This is a genomic window from Paenibacillus sp. S25 (assembly GCF_019454085.1).
Classification (GTDB): Bacteria; Bacillota; Bacilli; order Paenibacillales; family Paenibacillaceae; genus Paenibacillus; species Paenibacillus polymyxa_B.
The window spans coordinates 4,353,405-4,375,000 of record NZ_CP073683.1 but is presented as its reverse complement, the minus strand read 5'-3'; the positions used below and the strand labels follow the sequence as shown (position 1 = coordinate 4,375,000).

At 46.8% G+C, this 21,596-nt stretch carries 16 protein-coding genes; 10 read left to right on the top strand and 6 right to left on the bottom strand.

Annotated features, from left to right (window positions below; translation table 11 throughout):
* Positions 1-202: 202 nt before the first annotated feature.
* The 3 genes from KAI37_RS19090 (at position 203) to KAI37_RS19080 (ending at position 2,563) form a co-directional block, all read left to right on the top strand.
* Positions 203-1,054 (top strand): amino acid ABC transporter substrate-binding protein, encoded by an 852-nt coding sequence (locus KAI37_RS19090; protein WP_023989826.1) that lies wholly within the window; start codon positions 203-205, stop codon positions 1,052-1,054.
* A gap of 73 nt (positions 1,055-1,127) precedes the next feature.
* Complete coding sequence (locus tag KAI37_RS19085) at positions 1,128-1,796, top strand: amino acid ABC transporter permease (RefSeq protein WP_104496092.1); 669 nt, start codon at positions 1,128-1,130, stop codon at positions 1,794-1,796.
* A gap of 14 nt (positions 1,797-1,810) precedes the next feature.
* The gene (locus tag KAI37_RS19080) at positions 1,811-2,563 is read left to right on the top strand and encodes an amino acid ABC transporter ATP-binding protein (protein ID WP_068942063.1); all 753 of its coding nucleotides are present in this window, start codon (positions 1,811-1,813) and stop codon (positions 2,561-2,563) included.
* A gap of 119 nt (positions 2,564-2,682) precedes the next feature.
* Here the strand turns inward: KAI37_RS19080 and KAI37_RS19075 are convergent, their stop codons facing one another.
* From KAI37_RS19075 to KAI37_RS19065, 3 genes are all read right to left on the bottom strand, one after another.
* Positions 2,683-3,837, bottom strand: coding sequence for an MFS transporter (locus KAI37_RS19075; protein ID WP_220030028.1), 1,155 nt, complete (start codon positions 3,835-3,837; stop codon positions 2,683-2,685).
* Positions 3,838-4,097: 260 nt separating this feature from the next.
* Entirely contained in the window at positions 4,098-5,378 is a 1,281-nt protein-coding gene (locus KAI37_RS19070; RefSeq protein ID WP_071642357.1) for an AAA family ATPase, read from the bottom strand.
* 1 nt (position 5,379) lies between these two features.
* The gene (locus KAI37_RS19065) at positions 5,380-6,837 is read right to left on the bottom strand and encodes an RtcB family protein (RefSeq protein ID WP_220030027.1); all 1,458 of its coding nucleotides are present in this window, start codon (positions 6,835-6,837) and stop codon (positions 5,380-5,382) included.
* Between the two features lie 545 nt (positions 6,838-7,382).
* On the opposite strand from KAI37_RS19065, the gene KAI37_RS19060 reads away from it, so the two are divergent.
* The 5 genes from KAI37_RS19060 (at position 7,383) to lpdD (ending at position 18,269) form a co-directional block, all read left to right on the top strand.
* On the top strand, positions 7,383-7,712 hold the full coding sequence (locus KAI37_RS19060) for an ArsR/SmtB family transcription factor (RefSeq protein WP_013311437.1): 330 nt from the start codon (positions 7,383-7,385) through the stop codon (positions 7,710-7,712).
* Positions 7,713-7,741: 29 nt separating this feature from the next.
* Positions 7,742-9,523, top strand: a complete 1,782-nt coding sequence (locus KAI37_RS19055; protein WP_071642355.1) for a SulP family inorganic anion transporter — start codon at positions 7,742-7,744, stop codon at positions 9,521-9,523.
* A 519-nt stretch (positions 9,524-10,042) separates the two neighbouring features.
* Positions 10,043-11,668 (top strand): S8 family serine peptidase, encoded by a 1,626-nt coding sequence (locus tag KAI37_RS19050; RefSeq protein WP_071642353.1) that lies wholly within the window; start codon positions 10,043-10,045, stop codon positions 11,666-11,668.
* Between the two features lie 569 nt (positions 11,669-12,237).
* A complete protein-coding gene (locus KAI37_RS19045) occupies positions 12,238-17,742 on the top strand; it encodes a S8 family serine peptidase (RefSeq protein WP_220030026.1) in 5,505 nt (1,834 codons plus the stop codon).
* 179 nt (positions 17,743-17,921) lie between these two features.
* Positions 17,922-18,269 carry a prenylated flavin chaperone LpdD gene (gene lpdD, locus KAI37_RS19040; RefSeq protein WP_023989817.1) on the top strand — a complete coding sequence of 116 codons (348 nt, stop codon included), beginning with the start codon at positions 17,922-17,924 and terminating at the stop codon, positions 18,267-18,269.
* A 12-nt stretch (positions 18,270-18,281) separates the two neighbouring features.
* Here the strand turns inward: lpdD and KAI37_RS19035 are convergent, their stop codons facing one another.
* Positions 18,282-18,869, bottom strand: coding sequence for a hypothetical protein (locus KAI37_RS19035; protein ID WP_076294344.1), 588 nt, complete (start codon positions 18,867-18,869; stop codon positions 18,282-18,284).
* 223 nt (positions 18,870-19,092) lie between these two features.
* On the opposite strand from KAI37_RS19035, the gene KAI37_RS19030 reads away from it, so the two are divergent.
* Both KAI37_RS19030 and KAI37_RS19025 read left to right on the top strand, forming a co-directional pair.
* Entirely contained in the window at positions 19,093-19,464 is a 372-nt protein-coding gene (locus KAI37_RS19030) for a DUF4190 domain-containing protein (RefSeq protein ID WP_220030025.1), read from the top strand.
* Between the two features lie 93 nt (positions 19,465-19,557).
* Positions 19,558-19,761: a hypothetical protein gene (locus tag KAI37_RS19025; RefSeq protein ID WP_028542495.1), complete on the top strand. Its 204-nt coding sequence runs from the start codon at positions 19,558-19,560 to the stop codon at positions 19,759-19,761.
* A 190-nt stretch (positions 19,762-19,951) separates the two neighbouring features.
* On the opposite strand, the gene KAI37_RS19020 is transcribed toward KAI37_RS19025, so the two are convergent.
* Both KAI37_RS19020 and fabV read right to left on the bottom strand, forming a co-directional pair.
* A complete protein-coding gene (locus KAI37_RS19020; protein ID WP_023989813.1) occupies positions 19,952-20,104 on the bottom strand; it encodes a DUF1540 domain-containing protein in 153 nt (50 codons plus the stop codon).
* Between the two features lie 298 nt (positions 20,105-20,402).
* Entirely contained in the window at positions 20,403-21,590 is a 1,188-nt protein-coding gene (gene fabV, locus KAI37_RS19015) for an enoyl-ACP reductase FabV (protein WP_076294343.1), read from the bottom strand.
* Positions 21,591-21,596: the final 6 nt, after the last annotated feature.

The window sequence follows — 21,596 nt, the reverse complement described above, 5'->3', positions numbered from 1 at the left end:
AGTTGCTGTGAGGGGAGTTATAATGAATAACCTGCCAATGAAAGAGTCAACCTAGAATAATTATAGGCCACAAAAATATATAACTTACCTTTTGCATAGGGATTATTGGATAAAAGCATTGACGCGTGAAAATGAATGATGTACTATTCAATGACCAGCCGCGTGCTAGGTTATCAAGAAAAAGGGAAAGAGTGTGGATACCATGAAAAAATTTAGTTTTTTGCCGATTGTACTCATCGTGATGGCATTGCTGGTTTCGGCTTGCGGTAACAACGATAAAGGCGCCAGTACCAATAATGCATCTACCGGAGATAACGGATCTAATAATGGAAAAGCAGATACGACTGCTACAGCTACTCTTGAATCTGTAAAAGCAAGCGGCAAGCTAAGAATTGGCACGGAAGGTACCTATGCTCCGTTTACCTACCATGATGCTGCTGGTAAACTGACAGGCTTCGATGTCGATATTGCGACTGAAGTGAGTAAACGCCTGGGGGTACAACCGGAGTTTATCGAGACGCAATGGGATGGCATATTCGCAGGGTTGAACTCCAAGCGGTTTGACACGGTTTTTAATGAAGTATCCATTACAGATGAGCGTAAGCAAAAATATGATTTTTCCGATCCGTACATTGTCTCCAAGGCAGTTTTGATCGTAAGCGAAGACAATACAGACATCCAGAAATTTGCTGATCTAAAAGGAAAAAAGGCTGGGCAGTCCCTGACCAGTAACCTGACTCAAATCGCGAAAAGCAACGGTGCGGAAATTGTGGCAACAGAGGGATTCAACCAAGCCATCGACCTCCTCACTTCCAAACGGGTGGATGCGACCGTCAATGATGGATTATCCTATCTCGATCTGAAAAAGCAAAAGCCTGACGCACCCATCAAAAAGGTGGACGAATCTCCAGATGCTTCACACAGCGCAGCTGTATTCAATAAAGGTAGCGAAGATTTGATCAAGGAAGTAAACAAAGCGCTGGCTGACATGAAGGCTGATGGTACGTACCTGAAAATTTCCGAGAAATATTTTGGAGCCGACGTATCCAAATAATAAATGAAGACCAGACGTTCGCCAAGTCGAACCGAATCTTCTCAAACCTATCTTTTCAAAGGATGTCTGTACAATGGATGATCGCCAAATACAAATCATTATGGATTCATTATTGCCTCTGCTAAAAGCAGGGGTTTCTTTTACGATTCCGCTCACGCTTATCTCCTTTGCTCTGGGACTCGTGCTGGCGCTGGTTACAGCATTGGCCCGGCTGTCCAAATGGAGAATACTCAAGCTGATTTTCGGCTTCTATGTATGGGTGATTCGAGGAACTCCTTTGCTGGTGCAATTGTATATTATTTTCTATGGTTTACCTTCCGTGGGTATTACACTGGACCCGTTTATTGCTTCAGTGATCGGCTTTACCCTCAGCGTAGGGGCTTATAGCTCTGAAATTATGCGTGCGGCTATCATATCCATTCAGGAAGGCCAATGGGAGGCGGGATACTCTTTGGGTATGACGCGGTGGCAAGTATTGCGGCGTATCGTGCTTCCGCAAGCATCCCGTGTGTCCGTACCTCCGTTGGCTAATTCATTCATCAGCTTGGTGAAGGATACCTCACTGGCTGCGACCATCACTTATGTGGAAATGTTCAGAACGGCTAACCAGATTGTAGCTACCACATACGAACCGCTATTGGTGTATACCGAGGCTGGGATTATTTACCTGCTGTTTAGCACCATTTTGACTGTGCTGCAAAATTACCTGGAGAAGCGACTAGGCCGTTTTTCCGTCAGATAAAGGAGATTGTACCGGTGATCCAAATTCGGAATATACACAAATCGTTCGGCTCGCTAGAAGTGCTTAAGGGTGTTGACGTAACGTTGGGTAAGGGGAAAGTGCTTGTTATCATCGGTCCTTCCGGTTCTGGTAAAACAACGCTTTTACGCTGCTTGAATTTGCTGGAAATTCCTGACCAAGGAGAGATCCAAGTAGGGGATATTGCACTGAATTTTGCGAAAGGAACGAAGCTCCGGCAAGAAAACATTTTGGCGCTGCGCAAGCGGACAGGGATGGTATTTCAATCCTACAACCTCTTCCCGCATATGACAGCAGTACAAAATGTGATGGAGGGACAAGTCACGGTTCAGAAAAAGAGCAAGGATGAGGCGCGCAAACGTGCATTGGAGTTGCTTAAAAAAGTGGGGTTGGCTGATAAAGCGGAATCCTATCCGCATCAGTTATCGGGAGGACAGCAGCAACGGGTCGGTATTGCCCGGGCAATGGCGGTCGAACCTGAGGTACTATTGTTCGACGAACCGACCTCCGCGCTTGATCCCGAGTTAGTAGGCGAGGTGCTTAAGGTGATGAAGCAACTGGCTGCCGAAGGGATGACCATGGTCATTGTCACCCATGAAATGAAATTTGCAGCTGAGGTTGCGGACCATGTGATTTTGATGGATCAGGGTGTAATCGTTGAGCAGGGTACGCCGCATGAGGTTCTGGAGCAGCCCACCAGTCCACGGGCTATTCAGTTTTTGAATCGTCTGAGCGGGGAAGCGGAATAAAAGGGATTACAGTAGTTATTATAATAAGCGTTTAGACTGAATAAAAAGGCAGCTACAGCCGGGCATTGAAAAATAAGCCTCGAACCCGTAGCTGCCTTTTGCTCATCAGTTGTCCTCTTTTATTTCAATTTTAATGTAAGTAAAAAAGTGATCAACAGAATACAACAGCCTGCTATGAATGGAGCGAACAGATTTGTATCAAATAAAAATCCCGCTAGAGTAGGGCCTAAAATACTTCCAACACTCATATAGGCATTATTCATACCCGCTACATATCCTTGCTCATTCCCGGCCATCTTCGATAATTGTGTATTAAGAGCTGGACGAAGCATAGCTGTGGCAAAGAAAATAAGGGAAGTGACAAGGAAGATACTCCAAAAATCTTTGGCTAAGAGAAATAAAATATAAGCAACTGAGGTGAAAAGAAGCGATCCTTTGATCACCCTTTGTTCACCAAACTTATTGATTATTTTAGCAACAACTAATGCTTGCATACCGACTCCGATCACAGCACCTGCGGTCAGAATGACAGCAATATTTTGAGGTGAGAATTGGAAACGGTTCGTTACATATAAACCAAGAACAGATTCAAAATTAGCGAGCCCAAAGGTCATCACCAGGACAAGTACAAAGAGCATCGTATATTTTGACTTCAACGATCTCACGTATTGTTTGTAAATAGATTCCTTCTGAATCATTCTTGCCCGTGCTGCTTTCATTTGCTCTGTCGATAAACTTTCAGGCAAACAAAACACTGAAAAAATAACAGCAACCATAGCAGCACCTGTCGCTGCGTAAAGCGGCACTCTCGTTCCATATCCTGCAAGAAGACCACCCAGTCCAGGTCCAATAACAAATCCGAATGACATGGCTGCGGCGAGCAGGCTATTTCCTTTGGCGCGTTCTTCGGTTGTTGTAATATCCGCTACATATGCCATCATGGGTGGAACAATCAGGGCTGCTGCCATTCCTTCCAGAAGTCTTGAGGTATACAGCATCCACAGCTCATCTCCAATAGCAAAGATAAATTTAGCCACAGCAAAAACAATGACACCTACGACGATGAATGCCTTTCTCCCAAATCGATCAGACAGCTGTCCAGTCAGGGGAGAGAGCAGGAATTGTGTCATGCCATAGGCAGCTACCAATAAACCGATCGCCCGCCCACTGGCTCCAAACTCAATGATCAGTTCTGGCAGGATGGGGGTAATTAAACCAACGCCCACCATAACGATGAAGATATTAATCATTAGAATTCCAAGTATTCTTTTCATGCAAAAAACCTCCTTATCCATTGGTTTCTGGATAGGAGGTAGACGTGCGAACAAGAAGATACACTGCTCCCGTCATAGAAGCAATGCCCTTATCGTTAATACCCAAAGCCTACACTAATCCTATCCAGAAAATTCGTAAGATTACGATTTTTTCTATGGTGGAATAGGATTAGTAGATCATTGGCTTAAGGTCACCCTTTCGATACTTTATTATTTATAAACGTAACATAAATTTCTTGATAAGGCAATGAAAGGATAATTCAGAAGAACCCGACTCGTCCTTCGGCCACATTTTTTAACCAGTCCTGCTTACGGCTCTTATCGAGCTCGCCTCGCATACCTTTGATAATCAGTTCAATATCGGCTTTTCCCTGCTCATGCCATTCCAGAGCAGTGCTGACATACAGTTCTCCGAGCTGTGCCAGCGAAAACCCGTCAGTCATAGATGCCGCCTTCTGTGTACCTGTTTCCCCTGCAAAAACAAGGAAGTTGCGCAGCTTGAGATACGCCAGTCGCAGCGTTTCGTCAGGCAAACTGATTTCATAAGCCCGGTCGAAACGCCCTGCCCGGTTCATCAGACCTGGGTCGATTTTTTCGGGATAATTGGTCGTTCCGATCAGGAAGATGCCCTCCTTGGATGTAGCGCCGTCGAGGGTATTCAGGAAAAAGGAACGAACCTCCTGAGGCATGGAATCAATGTCCTCAATAACCAGTACCATCGGAGCCAGGCGAGTAGCCGCCTCGAACACCTCTTTGACCGATTCACTGGTTGTATACTCCGTAATTTGCCAGTAGGCTGCCGGACCCGGTACACTGCTGGCAATTGATTTTACAAGTGTTGTTTTACCGTTGCCCGGATGGCCGTATAGTAGAATACCTCGCTTGTAAGGAATGTTATAAGTCTGATAGAAGGTACGATCCGCTTCAAAAAACTGGTCGAGTGATCGGAAAATATCCCGTTTGATTTCCGCTTTCAAAATCACGTCATCCCGCGTAATTGCGCGGGTTATCGGCTCTGCCTGCCGAGAAAGTCCACGGCTTGTGTCGGTAAAAACGGTGACACGCTTCATATTCTGCTTACGTTCACGACCGCGTACTCCCGCAAGGAAGCCTTGCAACTCCTGGTCGCCTATCGCAAATACGTAATCTTCATTGTACACGCCATTATCACGGAAAAAGGGGACTCGCGCCAGTGCGATGCCCCACTTGGGATAGGCGAATACATTATTACGCATCGACAGATGCACGCCATATTCAGGAGTCGGCCCGTCATCGTCATACTGGATGGTGCGTTCCTCCAAACGATCGAAGACCCGTGCCACATGCTCCAGATCGGGACTGCCTGCACGAATATCCTCCTCCAGCAGATCCCAATACTCAATATTGGGATCATCGCTGGCATACAGCACGTATTTTACGCCGTAGCGGTTATAGAGTGCTTCACTGATACCGTCGATCAGACGGGCATAAGCGGCATAACCGGTAATGCGTCCATCTGTACGTTCATCAAATTCGTAAATAGCTGGGATGTCTATACTCAAATTATTTGGCTCCTTTCAGGGCGGCTAGCGGCTTGCATTTGGCTACAACTGCTGCGAGTCCTGCCCCGGTGACACTTTCGATAATATCATCTACATTTTTGTAGGCTTGCGGAGATTCGTCGATAATGCTTTCCAGTGATGCCTGATTGACCACAATTTCGTCCTCTGTCCCTACACCCAGGGCCCCTGCAAAATCGTCCACACTGACGAGTCGTTTGGTCGCAGAACGCGAACGAATACGGCCTGCTCCATGGCAAATGGAGTGGAAGTTATCCTGACCGCCCGGTAAACCTACCATAATATATGAAGCTGTCCCCATAGAGCCGGGGATCAGGGCCGGATGCCCTGTCGCCTGATAAGGCCGTGGATTGTCGGGGTGTCCTGCTGGAAGAGCACGCGTAGCACCTTTACGATGCACAAACACGCTGCCGTGATCCGGATGGGATTCCTCCCAAGCATAATTGTGCATTAGATCGTACAAAGTACGCAACTCGCACTTTGTATCAAAGACATCGCGGAAGGCTTCACGCACCGAGTATGCGATGAGATGTCGGTTCACCACGGCATAATTTAGCGCCGAATACATCATATCGACATAATGTGCAGCCTCGGGATGGTCCAGCGGTGCGAATACCAGTTTCGGGTCAGAGGTACCGAGTCCGAGACGGCTCATCGTCTTGGCAATAGCAGATGAACTGGCCTGGCTAACTGCTCCACCCCAAGCCCGCGATCCAGAATGAATCATCACAGCTACCTGACCGTCGAACATACCCCACGCTTCAGCTGTTTCGCGGTTTTCCTCCGCGATTTCAATCGCCTGAATTTCGACGAAATGATTGCCTCCACCCAGTGTGCCGAGCTGTCGGTGAGCCCGATGCCATGTACGGTCTTCGACAAGATTCAGCACCTCCTCGTCAAAGGAGAACTTACTGTGCTCTACATGGGTGAGTGAGGTGGATTTCTTAGGAGTGTAGCTGTCCGGAATATATTTGTTGGGTAAGCCGTGTAGACCCTTGCGTACAATATGCTCCAGTCGGATATCCGAATAATGCCCGCGCTGGTGAGCTTCCATGGGCAAGTATTTGTCGATGGTTTTGACCAGCTTGCGTCGCAGCTTGGTTTCCTTCAAAGCATCCTTGTGCAAATTGGTCAGGTGTACGCGCATGCCGCAGCCAATATCGCTGCCGACGATGGAGGGAGATACATAGCCGTCCTCCATTCCCCATACAGCAGTCGTACCGATGCAGGTTCCGACGCCTACATGTACATCTGGTGTGTATCCCATATAGCGGATACCAGGAATTTGTAAATTGTTATTAGCCATCTCGAACACTTTGTAATCCAGTGAGGAGAAAAGCTGCTGAGAAGCATATACGGTTAGATCACCTGCCGGAAGCTTCATCAGATGGCTGTATGGTCCTTCATGCAAGGACGAGTTGGTTGTATGTTGTATATTCATTTAAATGGGTAGTTCCCTTCTTCATGTAAATTCATAAATACTTGCATAAAAAGATTTAAAAAACAAAAAAAACCGCAGACTTGTCGTCTGCGGCTTCCTGCACCGAAAGTGTCATTACATTTTATGATCAACACATCATAAATACGTAAAATAACCTGTTCTTCCAATAGCATAAAAAAATAAAAAAGCCTGGCTAATCACGCCGTCAGACAGCGTGATATCACCCATCATGTCGCCCGAACGGGGCCGATGAGACGAAAACTCAAATATGTGGTTGTATCATGCTGCCTGTCTGTCGTTATCATGTAAAGCTCGGTCATGTCTGTCGGCCCCCTTTTCTTAAAGTTAATTGCTATGTTAATGGAAACCTGTGGAAGCTGTCAACCCCTGAAAGATAGAAGTGTGGGAGAATGTGACTTTACTCATGGTGAAGTGTGAGTAACATCATAGTTCAATTGGCCCAAAGCTGTTATTGTACTAAATATTCAAATATTCAGATATTGTTGATCGTTATAGGACAATTCTGTGAGGGGGACGGAGCAGGCATGGAAGGAGATCTCCAGAAATTTAAGGCCGACTTTTTCAAAGCATTGGCTCACCCTCTGCGCATCCGTATTTTGGAGGTGCTGAGTGAAGGAGAACGGAATGTGAACGAGCTGCAGACTGCGCTCGGTTCCGAAGGTTCTGCCGTATCGCAGCAATTGGCCGTTTTACGGGCCAAAAATTTGGTGAACAGCTTCAAGGAAGGTACATCGGTTGTGTATTCACTACGTGATCCGCTTTTGACGGAGCTGCTTGCGGTAGCGCGGCGGATTTTTGACAATCATTTGGTCGAAGCTATCTCGTTGCTGGAAGGTATACGTAACGAGAAGTAATGCTATTACAGAAAAGAAGGGTTACAGGAATGAAGTGGATAGGAAGGTTCGAAGGCTATAACGCAGGGGCTTTGCGAAAGGATCTAATTTCCGGAAGTATTGTAGCGATTGTGGCGATTCCGCTCGGTATGGCGTTTGCCATTGCATCAGGAGTAAAGCCGGAATATGGGCTGTATACGACCATTGTTGCGGGAATTTTGGTTTCGCTGCTGGGAGGGTCCAAATTCCAGATCGGAGGACCTACAGGTGCATTTATTCCGATTTTGCTGGCTATTGTCATGCAATACGGTTATGAGAACTTACTCATAGCCGGTTTTATGGCGGGCATTATGCTCATTTTAATGGGTGTGCTAAGGCTGGGGGCACTGATTAAGTTTATTCCCAAGCCAGTAACAATTGGCTTTACAGCCGGAATTGCCGTGACGATATTCAGCGGTCAGATTGCTAACTTTCTCGGCTTGCGTGGGGTAGAGCGGCATGAAACTTTTCTGCCTTCCATGGCAGAGCTCATCCATCGACTTCCTTCACTGAATGTATATAGTATCCTGACGGCTTGTATCTGTCTTGCCGCGCTTATTTTGGTGCCTAAAAAATGGCCCAAGATACCCGGCTCACTGGTTGGCCTACTCTTGTCAACGCTGGTGGCAGCTTTACTTTTTCCAGGGCAGGTGGCTACCATTGGATCTGCGTATGGCGCAATTCCAGCATCTTTACCTGAGCTACATATTCCTGTGATGACGTGGGATTTGATCGTGAAACTCTTACCGCCAGCACTTGTTATTGCAATGCTGGGAGCTATTGAATCTCTGCTTTCAGCGGTGGTAGCTGACGGTATGACGGGAGCCCGGCATAACAGCAATCGTGAACTGGTTGGACAAGGGATTGCTAATTTGCTGACACCGCTGTTTGGCGGTATTCCTGCGACAGGTGCAATTGCCCGCACCGCCACAAATATCCGTAACGGTGCTGTTTCTCCTATGTCAGGCATCGTACATGGGTTCGTGGTGCTCCTCATTTTGGTGCTTTTTGCACCTTATGCATCTAATATTCCGTTGGCCAGTATGGCTCCGGTGCTGATGGTAGTAGCGTGGAATATGAGTGAGCGCAAGCATTTTGCGCACATTCTCAAAACGCGGACAGCGGATTCTATCGTACTGGTTGTCACCTTTTTGCTGACGGTTTTTACGACGCTAACAACGGCTGTGGAGGTGGGTTTAATTCTGGCGGTTGTATTGTTTGTCAAACGTATGAGCAATACACTTTCAGTAGACAAGGTACTTCCTGATCCTTCTGTAAAACATGAAAAAGTAGGCGCGCATATGGTCACAGATCAGCATGATTGCCCGCAGGTGGCTATTTATAATGTGGAAGGCCCTCTATTTTTTGGTGCAGCCTCAGTATTGGAAAACTCAGGTGTGGGAGGTCAGACTAACCACCTACAAGGGATTTTGTTGTTGCGTATGGGAAAGGTCCCTTTTATGGATATGACGGGAGAAGGTAACTTTACCGCATTAATTCAGAAATACCGGAAGTCTGGTGGGACGGTGCTTGTTTCCGGACTCCAGCCTCAACCGCTGGCATTACTACAGAAAACCGGATGCTACGACATGATTGGACAAAAGCATTTTTTCGAACATACAGGAGAGGCTCTTACAGCTGCACTTGCGCTGGTGAATCAGGATCATTGCTGTGGATGCAGGCAAATGGCTTTCCGAGAATGTACGAGTCTGTGTCGCAGATCGCAGCAAACCAAATCTTCCTTTCCAGATGGAGCCGTATCGGTTCCCATACCTGTAAATAGCAGCAGATAACACTCTTTAAATTTGTTGCTGAATGCCGAAAAATCTCTTCTAATCTCCGAAACCAAGTGCACAATGAAGAGTTGCATTTGCTTCGAAAATGGAAGAGATTTTTCTCTTCTTAAAGAAAAAAAGGAATAAAATTCAAAAAAATGCTTGAATATCTGATTTTATGACACTATACTAGATTCAAAAGATACCATATGTTTCATTCTTCTGTTTTAAATTGTATTTTAATACTTGCTTATCAACCTCCTCGATCACTTCTAGTTTCTTACCCTACCTTTTTCTTCATTTTTTTCACTTACCATTTTCAAACTTGTTCACCTGTTCCTACCCGTTATGCTTGTTCTTTGCGGTCTGCACCAAGGGTTTTTCACCTCAGAATGATGACCTATGGATTTCACCCCAGCGGAATCTATATTTTTTAAAGGAGGTGAGTACCAGAGGCTATTTTGTGAGCTTTTGACGTAGCTGGCCGGAAGGTTGTCCTTGAGAATTAAAAAACCAAGTAAAGGGAGATGGAAAGTATTGATTAAGTCGAAAAATATCAAAAAGACGCTGTCGGTCAGTTTTACCGCTCTTCTTGCTTTTTCTCTAATTTCTCCGGTATATGGAGATTCCAGCACAGCCACCTCAGCAGGAGGATCAACCATTTCCGCCAAGGTTTCAGCCAAGCTGAACCAACAATTCAGTGCCAGTGAGTATGTCACCTATCTGGTTAAATTGAAGGATCAGGTGGATACGGAGTCAGTTGCCAAGCATGCTTTCCAAAAGGCCTCTGCAGAGCAAATTTCACCCGCTGCCGCCAAGCTTTCTGTACGTACAACAGTTGTGAACTCTCTCATGGATACAGCAGAAAAAACGCAACAATCCGTGGAAGAATACTTAAAGAAGGAAGTCAATAACGGAAACGTCAAAAAGTACAAGAGTTACTTTATCGTGAACGCATTTGCGGTAACCAGCACCAAAGAGGTCATGGATAATCTCGCCACACTTCCTGAGATCGACAAAATTTTACCGGATGAAAAGCGGGAACTGCAAAAGGTAGAAATAGATAAGGATGCCCAGCCCGTAGTTGAGGAATCTACAGCTGACCAAGCGGTTGCAGATCAAGCCGCTGTAGATACGGCTGTGACGGAAGAGAATGCGCAAAAATCGGTGGAAGAATCCGTGTATAAGGATGCTGTAACGCCAAGCCGGGTTGAATGGAATATTACCAAAGTCAAAGCACCACAGGTGTGGGCCAAAGGCATTGACGGCAAAGGGGTTGTCGTTGCCAATCTTGATACGGGCGTAGAGTATACTCACCCTGCGTTGAAAAGAAAATGGCGCGGTTTGAACGCTTCCGGTCAAGTCGTGAATCCAGAGCTGAGCTGGTATGATGCGGTTAACGGGGCATCTCTGCCAACTGATTCAAATGGACATGGTACACACACGATGGGTACGAGCGTTGGCTCGGACAGCAACGGTACGAATGAAATCGGTGTTGCTCCTGGCGCCAAATGGATTGCGGTTCGAGTATTCAATCCAGATACCACCGACTCCATCTTACTGGACGGTGGACAGTGGATTCTTGCTCCTGTAGATAAAAACGGTAAAAAGCACCCTGAGCTTGCACCGGATGTGGTGAATAACTCTTGGGGCGGTGGACCTGGCCTGGATGAATGGTATCGTCCAGTCACCAAGGCGTGGAGAGCGGCTCAGATTTTCCCTGAGTTCTCCGCCGGCAACACAACACTGTCCAATCCGGGCGGACCTGGGTCTGTAGCCAATCCGGCGAATCTGCCGGAAGCTTATGCGACAGGAGCCACGGACGTTAACAACAAGCTGGCCAGCTTCTCGCTGCGCGGTCCTTCTCCTTATGGCGAAGTGAAGCCTGAAATTTCGGCTCCTGGTGTAAACATCCGTTCTTCTGTACCGGGCGGAGTGTATGAGGGGGGATGGAACGGTACCTCCATGGCAGGCCCGCATACTGCCGGATTAGCAGCATTACTGCTTCAGGCCAAACCATCTTTGACTGTGGATCAACTGGAGGATGTTATTTCAAAAACAGCGACACCGCTGACAGACAGCCAGTATCGGACTTCACCGAACAATGGTTACGGATATGGTCTGATCGACGCGCTTGCTGCGGTGAACTCCGTACTTAAGTGAGGATTTTACAAAAATCCCATAAGCGACTTCCAATGAACAAGATATAGAGCGAAAGACAGGATTAAGAAAGAACCCCGAAAATCCCTTTGAGCGGCTCGTACAGAGATTGCATACACCTGTTAACCGTGTAATGCACTATTTACGTAGCCGCAAAAAAGGGGTTTTCGTACATAAAAGAATATAAAAGTCATAGAATTTCAAGAAAAATGCAAAAAAATGACTTGTATATCTGTTTTGATAACTTTATACTATTCCATAATATATGATTATATATCAATTTTTAATATAAAATGTAATGATATAACATGTCTTTTCTTCGAAGTTCTCCTGCTTTTTCTCCTTGGTTTCTACTGAATTTCATCGCTTGCTATTTGGATCGTAAACTCACCTATGAAGTACTACTACCTACGAACAGCCAAATATTTTTGTGCCTCTATATTCTATGAAGGAGGTGGTCGCCAACCACATCGTGTTGTGCAACCCGTGTGTTTGATGTGCTAGGCATGAGGTCTTACTCTGTACAGGTTATTCCAGAATCATTAAACCTAGTAAAAGGAGTGGAGAAGTAATTGATTAAACCTAAACGATTCAAGAAACCACTATCTATCGGACTATCTTTACTAATGGCCTTTTCCTTTGTTCAACCTGCTTTGGCGAATAACACACCGGATGGCTCCAAGCTGGAGCTGAAATCTGCCTCGCACAAGGTCACGACCGCGAAGGTGTCCCCGAAACTGACCAAACAGTTTGAGGAGAATAACTATGTTACCTATCTGGTCAAATTAAAAGAACAGGTAGACACCAACAAGGTTTCCAAAAATGCACTCCAAAAGGCCTCACTTGAGAAAATAACACCCTCCGCTGCAAAAATGGCTGCACGTAGCCATGTGATCAGCTCTCTGCGTGAAACCGCTTCAAGAACCCAATATGGGCTTGAAAATTATTTGGATAAGCAATCAGAGAGCGGCGGAGTGAAGGAATATAAAAGCTTTTTTATTGTCAATGCATTGGCTGTAACAAGCACCAAGGAGGTGCTGGATCACATTTCGCAGCTGCCTGAGGTCGATAAAGTCTTGCCGAATGAAACGCGTTATCTGCAAAAGGTGACGGTTGATAAGCAAGCAGAGGGAGCAAATGCCAAAACGGCTGAAACAGCTGAAACAGCGACAGCAAAGTCTGCAACGGTAGAGAAAGCTGTAGAGGTGGAGAAGGACGATGGCAAAACATCGGCTAAGCCTGGCAATGCAGGTAAGAACGCTGTAGACCCATCTACGGTGGAATGGAACATATCCCATATTAACGCACCACAAGTGTGGGAGAAAGGAATCGACGGAACCGGAATCGTGGTCGCCAATCTGGATACAGGTGTAGATTATACACATCCGGCCCTTCATCGTAAATGGCGGGGTCTGGACGCGGCAGGCAATGTCGTGAATCCCGAGCTGAGCTGGTACGATCCGCATAGTCATGCGACGCTTCCGGTCGATCAGGAAGACGATTCCCATGGTACACATACGATGGGCACGATGGTCGGCTCTGAGGAAAACGGAACGAACCGAGTTGGCGTTGCACCTGGTGCGAAGTGGATTGCGGTTCGGATTTTTAATCCGGAAACGACGGATGCGATTATACTGGATGGCGGTCAATGGCTGCTTGCGCCAAAAGATGCCCAAGGGAATCTTCATCCCGAGCTTGCTCCAGACGTAGTGAACAACTCGTGGGGAGGCGGACCGGGTCTTGATGAATGGTTCCGGCCTGTGGTTCAGGCATGGCGGGATGCTCAAATCTTCCCCGAATTCTCCGCAGGTAATACCTCTCTTTCCAATCCGGGCGGACCTGCTTCGGTAGCCAATCCGGCGAACTATCCGGAATCCTTCGCTACTGGAGCCACCGATATCAATGATAAACTGGCCAGCTTCTCCTTGTTAGGACCATCACCTTATGGTGAAGTGAAGCCAGAAGTTTCCGCACCGGGTGTGAATATCCGATCATCTGTCGCTGGTGGCGCCTATAAAGGCGGATATAACGGTACTTCTATGGCGGGACCTCATGTAGCGGCCCTTGCAGCTCTGTTGCTGCAAGCGAATCATTCGCTTACCGTAGATCAGCTTGAGGAAATTTTGATGAACACAGCTACACCGCGCACGGACAGCACATATCCTACTTCGCCAAACAATGGCTACGGACATGGTGTCATTAATGCGCTGGATGCAGTCGGTTCGGTTATGCAGGGTCTGGGCTCCGTGTCTGGTAAAGTTGTAACGGGTGGTGACGATCTGGAAGCACCTGTTCTCGAGCATACACCGCCCGCATCGGCATTCGAAGGTATTGATATACCTCTGACTGCTCATGTAACGGATGATGTCGGCGTGACAGCCGTTGAGGCATTTGCCAAAACAGCAGGTACGTCAAACTATGTATATATTCCGTTGGAACGGACCTCCGGCGACAGCAAAGATGGTACATATCAAGCGTCCATCCCGACTTTTTTGGTGGACAGCGCTGGTCTGGAATACTATATTCGTGTAAATGATTACGGTAATAACGGATTTGAAACTGAAGTATACAAGGTTAAAATCTCCAAAGGCGTAAAACCAGGTTACACACAAGACTTTGAAAAAGACATTGCCGGTATTAATATCGGTGGACAGGGCAGTGTTTGGAAATGGGGAACTCCGACAAGCGGCCCTAAAAGCGCACATTCGGGTACAAAGGTCATCGCGACTAATCTCGAAGGCCAATATCAGGCCAACTCCAACAGTTATTTTATGGCCCCTCCGATTGATCTGACCGAGAGCTCAAAAGGGGCACTGGTCAGCTTCAAGCATTGGTACGATCTTGAAAACAATTCTGATTTCGGCAAAGTGTACGTAGCAACCACAAACAGTCAGAATGCGTTTGAGCAGGTATTATCGTTTACTGGCACCAGCAACGGCTGGAAAACACAATATCTTGATTTACGGGCATTCGCGGGTCAAAAGGTATACCTCCTGTTCAACTTTACTAGTGACAATACGGTTGTGAAAGATGGCTGGTATATTGACGATCTGTCGATTCAGGAGCCAGACACCGTTGCACCTGCTGCGCCGAGCAATTTGACTGCTGAAGCCGATACTGTGGGCAACGTCACGCTGGCCTGGAATGCTTCCTCTGATGAAGATGTGAAGCAGTATAAGGTGTATCGTTCTACCCAATCAGGCAAAAATTATACTTCCATCGGTACAACCTCAGCACTGACACTCACAGATACCATCACGGTCGGTGGAGCAACCTATCATTATGCAGTGGCGGCTGAGGATTATAGTGGCAATGAAGGAATCAAGTCAAATGAGGCTTCTCTGAGAGTAGACGTGCCGGATACGCTGTATAGCGATCATTTTGACGGCAGCTCGGATAATGGCTGGACTCATTCCGGTACCAAGGATGAGTGGGAACGTGGCATTCCCAAGGAAGTAGGACCAGAAAGCGCAGTGTCCAGACCAAATGTGTGGGCAACCGATCTTGATAGCAATTATGAGAACGGAGCTGAATTTTCGCTGGTTTCTCCAAAAATTAATTTGCAGGCTGTACGCAACGCAACACTGACCTTCAATCACTGGTTTGAAATTGAGGCCGGCTATGATTACGGTTATGTGGAAGTGTCCAAAAACAATGGCGACACGTGGAGCGAGCTGGGCAAGTTCTCTCACAATACGAATGGGAAAAAGTGGGCTCCGGTTTATTACAATCTGGATAGCTACACCGGCAATGAGATCCAAATTCGCTTCCGTTTGAAATCGGATAACAGTGTGAACAAGAACGGCTGGTACATTGACGATTTCCGTGTGTTGGGTATTCCAGCTGCGACAGTGACCAAGGACATCGTACCTGAGTCGAATATCAAGCTGGAAAAAGCGGAAGAACAATTCCCGCTGTACAAAATTACTAGCACTGAAAAGAGTGAATTCCAGGAGAAAGTGAAGCCGGCAGAAACAACGGTGGATAGTGGACGTGTCGGGCTCGACAGTCTTCCAGCCAGCGCTACGGTTACGGTATTAGAAACCGGACGTTCGGTGAAGACGGATCCGACCACGGGCAAATACAGCTTCACCCATGTAGCAGGCGACTATACGCTGAAGGCTGAAGCCTATGGTTACGTGCCTCAAACGAAAGCAGTCACGATTGAGAATAACAAAGTCATTAGAGCAAACTTTAGCCTTCAGGCCGTACCTCACAGTACGATTCACGGGGTCATTACCGACAAGCAATCCGGTGAACCGATCCAAAAAGCGAAAGTGTTGGTGCTGGAGGATGCACGTATTGCTCCGGTAGAGACGAATGAGGCTGGAGAATTTACGCTGGATGTGCTGGAAGGAACATACACCTTGTCCATTTCAGCTGAAAATTATTATAGCGACAGTGTATCCGTTACTGCTCCTCCGAATGGTAGCGTGGAAGCGAATGTCACGTTGAAACCTTTCATCGGGTTCCAGGGAGGCATCGCCTACGATGACGGGACAGGAGAAAATGCCAGAGCCTTTAACGCGGCAGGCAATTCATGGGCAGTCAGAATGACGCCTGAGTCGGAAGTGGCTCAAGTGACAGGAGCATCGCTTTTGTTCTGGAACTCTGCCTTCCCGAATCCGGGAGGAACGGCATTCCAATATTCTGTTTATGACGCCTCCGGTACGGCAGGAGCGCCTGGACGATTATTGGCTGGTCCATTCGACGGAACTGCCGTGCGGGATGAGTCACAATGGACGACAGTGCAGCTTCCAGAGCCGGTGACGGTTCAAGGTGACTTCTACATCGTATATACACAGTCTGCTGTAGGCACACAGTCGCCGGGTCTTGCTACAGATGAGAGTGGCCCGAATGCACTTCGCAGCTGGCAAGGTGTAAGTGGCGCATGGAGCCAATCACCTGAGGAGGAAGGGAACTACATGATCCGGGCTATCGTCAGATATCCGGTGAATGCTCCAACCATTACGACTCCTACGAAGGCTACGTATACGCAGGAAGAGTCGATTACCGTAACAGGAACTTCCCCGGCAGAAGGAGCCGATATTCAGCTCTTTAACGGTAAGGAGCTGGCTGGCACAACGAAAGTGAAGGATCGCCAGTTCAGTTTGTCGGTTGATCTTCAACCAGGTGCTAATCCGCTAAGTGTTCAAGCAGCGGTATACGGCAAATTAACGGATCGTTCCGAAACGGTGGTTGTGACGCTCGATCAGACTAAACCGGGTCTGATCCTGACTTCACCTGATGAAGGGGCCCGTACAAACGCGGGTGTAGTCAGTGTAGTTGGTACCGTGTATGACGAGTTCCTCACCGAATTGACGATTAATGGTGAGCCCGCTGAATTTGGAAGTGACGGCAGCTTTAACAAGCGGTTGCTTATCAACGAAGGTGAAAATCAAATTACGGTGACGGCCAAGGATCTTGCCGAAAACGAAACAAGTGTTACGCGCTCGGTGTATGTCGATACAGCTCTGCCGAAGCTTGAAAACATTAGCCCTGCTGAGGATGTGCGTATTACTCCAGGGCAGCCGGTACGAGTATCCTTTGACAGTGCATCCGGTTTGGAGGCGTCCTTCCATGTGGAGCTGCCTTTCAACCTGTCCACTTTGGGCCGCAACGATATTCCATTAAATGAAACTTCGTCAGGCCACTATGAAGGTACTTATTTCACTTCATCTTCTCTGAATCTGGAAGGCGGAGTCATCGTGATCCGGGTAAGGGATGCAGCGGGAAATGAAGTGGAGACGGAGGCACCGGGAAGATTGTATGTAACCAATGGTGGAGGACAAAACCCTGATCCGAATCCACCTACATCCAATGAGAAGCCAGTAGCCATCATTCAGGCTAATGAATCAGCTAAGAAGAACAAAAATGTACAATTTAACGCCAAAGCTTCCCGTGATGTAGACGGTGAGATCGTTAGTTACAGCTGGAATTTTGGCGATGGCGATACGGCGTTCGGTTCCAAGGTGAAGCATAAATTCACCACAGCTGGAACGTATACCGTAGAGCTAACGGTAACGGATAATGACGGCGCAAGTGGTAAGACTGTGCATACGATCACGATCCGCTAACAGCCAGTAGGAAAGGGAAGGCTTCTTTTAGAATAGCAATGAAGGCCCACAGCAAGCCACGGTTTATAGAGGCTGCTGTGGGCCATTTTTAATTGTCGAGCCGTTCAGGAAGCGATACAATGAATAATGCTCATAAAGTGAATCGTTTCACAATAATATTTTTAGCAGGAGAGGATTATATGATTCATTTGCAAAAAGAAAGCGGACGTATCCGTCTTGTGCTGGATGCCTATTTTATGGGAGAAGATATCATTGTACTCATTTCAGGCGGTGATCAGCCTCATTTGGGAACGATTACAGCAGGGGCCAGACTCGAGCCGATTCAAACTGTGCAATTGCAAAATCACAAGGAGTTTTATATTACCGAAGAAATTGCAGTTCGCTTGCGAAAAGAGTTTGCAGGCAATTTTGCCATTTGCTGCGGGGCACATTTGGATCATGCAACCAAGGACGAAATCCGAGTGCTGACAGATATGGCTATACAACTGGGAAAAGAGCTCATTGGAGAACTCAAGCAAGCACGCTAGTAGCATACCTTTTTAAGTGAACTCCCGAAAGAGCAGATTGCGATATGGGTACTTACTAAAGGGATACTTAAAAAGCAATGCAAAGCCATCATCCTCAATTTGTACGGATTTCAGCGCAGAGGATGGAATCAAACTACGAATCATGACATGAACTGCACGCTGGTCTTGTCTGTTGATCGCTTTGGCTAAGGCAGAAGCAAAACATGGATTGCGTGCCAATTCGCGATACAGCGGAAAAACGGCTTTTGCGATGGCGCGATGGACTCTCGGCTCAAACGTAAACTGCACAGTCCCCGGTGGAATCGTCGTTCCATTCGTATAATAGAGCATCGGTGGCTGAGCTAAAAAGGAAATAAAGTAGCCGATGCCATTCGTGCCTAAGCCTTGTTTGGCGGCAAATGGCGCTACTGAGCAGAGAAGGGATTTCATCTGATCCAAATTGCCCTGAACGACAGCTCGTGACCATTGAACTGCAAACGCACGGCGAGTTGCAATAGCTTTGTAAAATGGCAGCATGGCAGTGGAAATTATCCTAAGTGTGTTTGCATTTAAACGTTTGTGAGGCGAGCCCTTTCTGCGGGATGTTGCACGATATAGCATAGCTCCGACCTCCTTGGCAGGATGCTCTCATGGAGCGCAATTGATCTGTAACAGGTACAATACTGTATGCCCGGTTACCTCAAAAAGTGCTAATATCGCTAGGTTTCTTCTTTTTAACGTTCTAATTTAAAAATTCGAAATAAGTACTGTCCTGATTTGTAAGATTGTGGTACCCTAGAACTTATATAATTGCTATTTTTCGTATTGGAGTTGAATTTAACAGATGAGTGATTTGTACAAGGAGCCTCGATCTTCCGATCCTTTTCAGGAGCCGAACGATTATAACGCCCCATTTAACCCGCCCCCAGTAGTTCCACCTACAAATAGTAAAGCTGTTGCCTCGATGGTGCTCGGGATTTTATCTGTTGTCATTCCCTATATCGGATTGATTATCGGAATTGTGGGTATTATTTTGTCCAGTCTTTCCCTGAAGGAAATTAACCGTCATGGCGAGCAAGGCAGAGGTATGGCCATTGCTGGATTGGTATGTAGTATTATCGGTACACTGATTTATACACTGATCATCATTTTTATAGTTATTGTTTTTATTGTAGCGGCCTCCAGTGGCGATCCGGATATTTTTTCAGACATTTAATCAATTGAAGAATGCTTGAGTAAGACAAACCATTCACGATTTGACTATTGGATGCTATGATAAAAGGAGTCCAATGAAGGAGAGTGAAGCCGTATGGCACGTACTCAAACACAAAAAGCGCTGAGCAAGGCAAAACGCGCTGGAATCTATTGCGCGGCACAAAGCCGCAAAACGAATGACCATTATGGCGAGATTTCACAGCACATACGAGTGAAGCCGACCAAGCAAGAACAATTACAAAAGGTCAAGCACAAGAAGCGAATCGTTCAGAGCGACGCTTCTTTTTTTTGTCTTTAGAGAGAACAGCAGTGTCCTTTTCGGCTTGGATTTATAAAGTAGCAGAGAAATGATTGTATACAAGCGAATAGCGTTTTTCTGTACCGAAAAAGGACTTGATAATAATTATCATTATTGTTAGAATATCATAAGAAAGAAGGAACCCGGGCATGGGCTCCTTCATTATAAAACTAGGCTTGAAATCAAAGATTTACTTGGCTTCGAAGGTTTTGCAGTCTGTTTCTTCAGACTTGTGAGTGTCTTCAGGTCTGTTGCTTACGATGTAAATGGAGCTAGCGCTGCATTTATTCTCTTGGGCCCAGTGCGTACATGAATTGACTTCACACAGAACGTCTTTTGCCATGTTGTACACCTCCTTATATGGATGTGGTGGGCTGAGCAAATAAAATCACGGTCAGTCAAGGTAGGACTTGTCCAACTGTGTTTACCCTCTTGTTAGGAAGAGGGACTTTGCTATGCCTACTTGTACAATATCAAATGAATTTTAAAATTGCAATGTTTGCTTCATTTTGCAATTCAGAGCGGACACAAGTGTCCCTTTTAATTAAAAAACAAAAGCTGTCCTCCAAGCAGAACGAAATGTTTCTCTGCTGGAGAACAGCTTTTGTTTGTTTTTCTGACATAATGACGGTATTAAAGGCTTAGCGCACGTTGGGAATATTTACGATGGGATCAATGTCAGCATCATAGTCTACACCCTCGAACTCAAAGCCGAACAGTTGGAAAAATTCGTGACGATATCCTTCAAGATCTGACAATTCGTAGATATTGTTGGTTGTCAGCGCCTCCCATATTTTCTCAACCTCTGCCTGTACGTCTTCGCGCAGTTCCCAATCATCAATGCGAATACGTCCTTCTTCATCTACAGGGATTTCTGGTGCATACAGACGCTCAGCAAACAGGCGGTAGCTCTGTTCTACGCACCCTTCATGCAGCCCTTTTTCCTTCATTACCTTATATAAAGCAGAAATATACAGAGGAACGACAGGGATAGCGGAGCTAGATTGGGTAACGAGTCCTTTGGTGACTGCGACGAAGGCACGTCCGCCTGTAACTTTCAGCTGATCGTTCAGCTGACGTGCTGTCTCCTCCAGATGATCCTTTGCACTTCCGATACTGCCCTCTCTGTAGATGGCTTGTGTAATATCTGAACCGATGTACGAAAAAGAGAAGGTAGTTGCAGTATCGGCGAGTACACCGCCAGCACGCAAGGCGTCAATCCACAATTTCCAGTCCTCACCGCCCATAACTTCTACAGTTCCTTGTACTTCTTCTTTTGTTGCGGGTTCAAGCGTCACGCTGCTGACTTCCCCGGTATGGAAGTTAACGGTCTTGTTTGTGTAAGGATTACCAATAGGTTTGAGTACGGAATTAAACGTTTCGCCTGTGCGGGGATTTGTACGTCGACCTGAAGCGACACTGTAAACCACCAGATCGACTTGTCCCAGTTCTTCGCGAATGGCTTCCACCGTTTTGGCTTTGACTTCATCTGAGAAGGCATCTCCCGTCACGCTTAAGGATTTAAGCCCAGCTTCCTGAGCAGCTTTTTCAAATGCAGCAGAATTGTACCAGCCTGCCGATGCTGTACGTGTGGCGCTAGCATTACTAGGGCGATATACACCAATTGTATTGGCACGCGCACCGAAGGCGGCAGTAATTCGAGAAGCCAACCCATATCCGGCAGATGCCCCGATCACAAGTACATTACGGGGTCCCTGGATAGCAGGACGGGCCTGTACATAGTCAATTTGCTCCTGAACATGTTGGGCACAGCCCACCGGATGAGCAGTGGTGCAGATAAAGCCACGTGTTCTTGGTTTGATAATCATGTTATT